Source organism: Streptomyces lushanensis, assembly GCF_001700515.1.
GTDB classification, from domain to species: Bacteria; Actinomycetota; Actinomycetes; order Streptomycetales; family Streptomycetaceae; genus Streptomyces; species Streptomyces lushanensis.
The window spans coordinates 419-743 of sequence record NZ_MAUD01000556.1 but is presented as its reverse complement, the minus strand read 5'-3'; the positions used below and the strand labels follow the sequence as shown (position 1 = coordinate 743).

Annotated in this window: 1 protein-coding gene; it reads left to right on the top strand. The window is 68.0% G+C overall.

All coding sequences use genetic code 11. From position 1 onward, the window contains the following. A partial coding sequence (locus BFF77_RS36400; RefSeq protein ID WP_211280364.1) for a hypothetical protein occupies window positions 1-241 on the top strand: 241 nt, incomplete at its 5' end. Window positions 242-325: the final 84 nt, after the last annotated feature.

Sequence of the window (325 nt, the reverse complement as noted above, 5' to 3'; positions counted from 1 at the left end):
GCCCGGACTCACCCGGCCGTGGGGCGCGGGGGTGGTGAACGTCGCAGAGGTGGTGAGCATGGAACGCGGGTACCCCGAGGTTGGCGTGGTCAAGCAGTCCGGCGCGGAGGTGCCCGAGAAGCATCGGACCGTAAACCTCCGTATAACTCCATACAAGAGCCTATATGCGCATGGAAGGCTTGAAAGCGCTCAAGGTCTCTCCAAGCCGGTGCGGCGACGACTGCGGGAGGTGGTGCTGTGAAGCGGCGGACGGCTTCCGAGGGCCGCGTGCCCGTCCGGTTCGCACCGCCCGTTCCCGAGGCGGGTCTGACCGCCCTGCCGGAGC